At 72.4% G+C, this 301-nt stretch carries 1 protein-coding gene; it reads right to left on the bottom strand.

Annotated elements, in window-relative coordinates:
- Positions 1-301: AMP-binding protein (locus tag ADK60_RS27450; RefSeq protein ID WP_159400607.1), on the bottom strand; the 301-nt coding region annotated here is incomplete at both ends.

Here is a 301-nt window from a genome sequence, read left to right as displayed (position 1 = left end):
CTCGCCGAGTTCGATCCGGAAGCCGCGCAGCTTGAGCTGGTGGTCGGCGCGTCCGACGAACTCCAGGGTCCCGTCCGCGCGCCACTTCACCAGGTCGCCGGTGCGGTACATCCGCTCGCCGACGTCTCCGAAGGGGCAGGCCACGAAGCGTTCGGCGGTGAGCCCCGGACGCCCCAGGTAGCCGCGGGCCAGCCCGGCACCCGCGATGTACAGCTCGCCGACCGCCCCCGCCGGTACCGGTTCCAGACCGTCGTCCAGTACGAACAGCCGGGTGTTGGCGATCGGCCCGCCGATCGAGGGG

The sequence above is a fragment of the Streptomyces sp. XY431 genome (assembly GCF_001279805.1).
GTDB lineage: Bacteria > Actinomycetota > Actinomycetes > Streptomycetales > Streptomycetaceae > Kitasatospora > Kitasatospora purpeofusca.
Note: the sequence above shows the minus strand (reverse complement) of the source record. Positions and strands in the feature narration are given on the sequence as shown.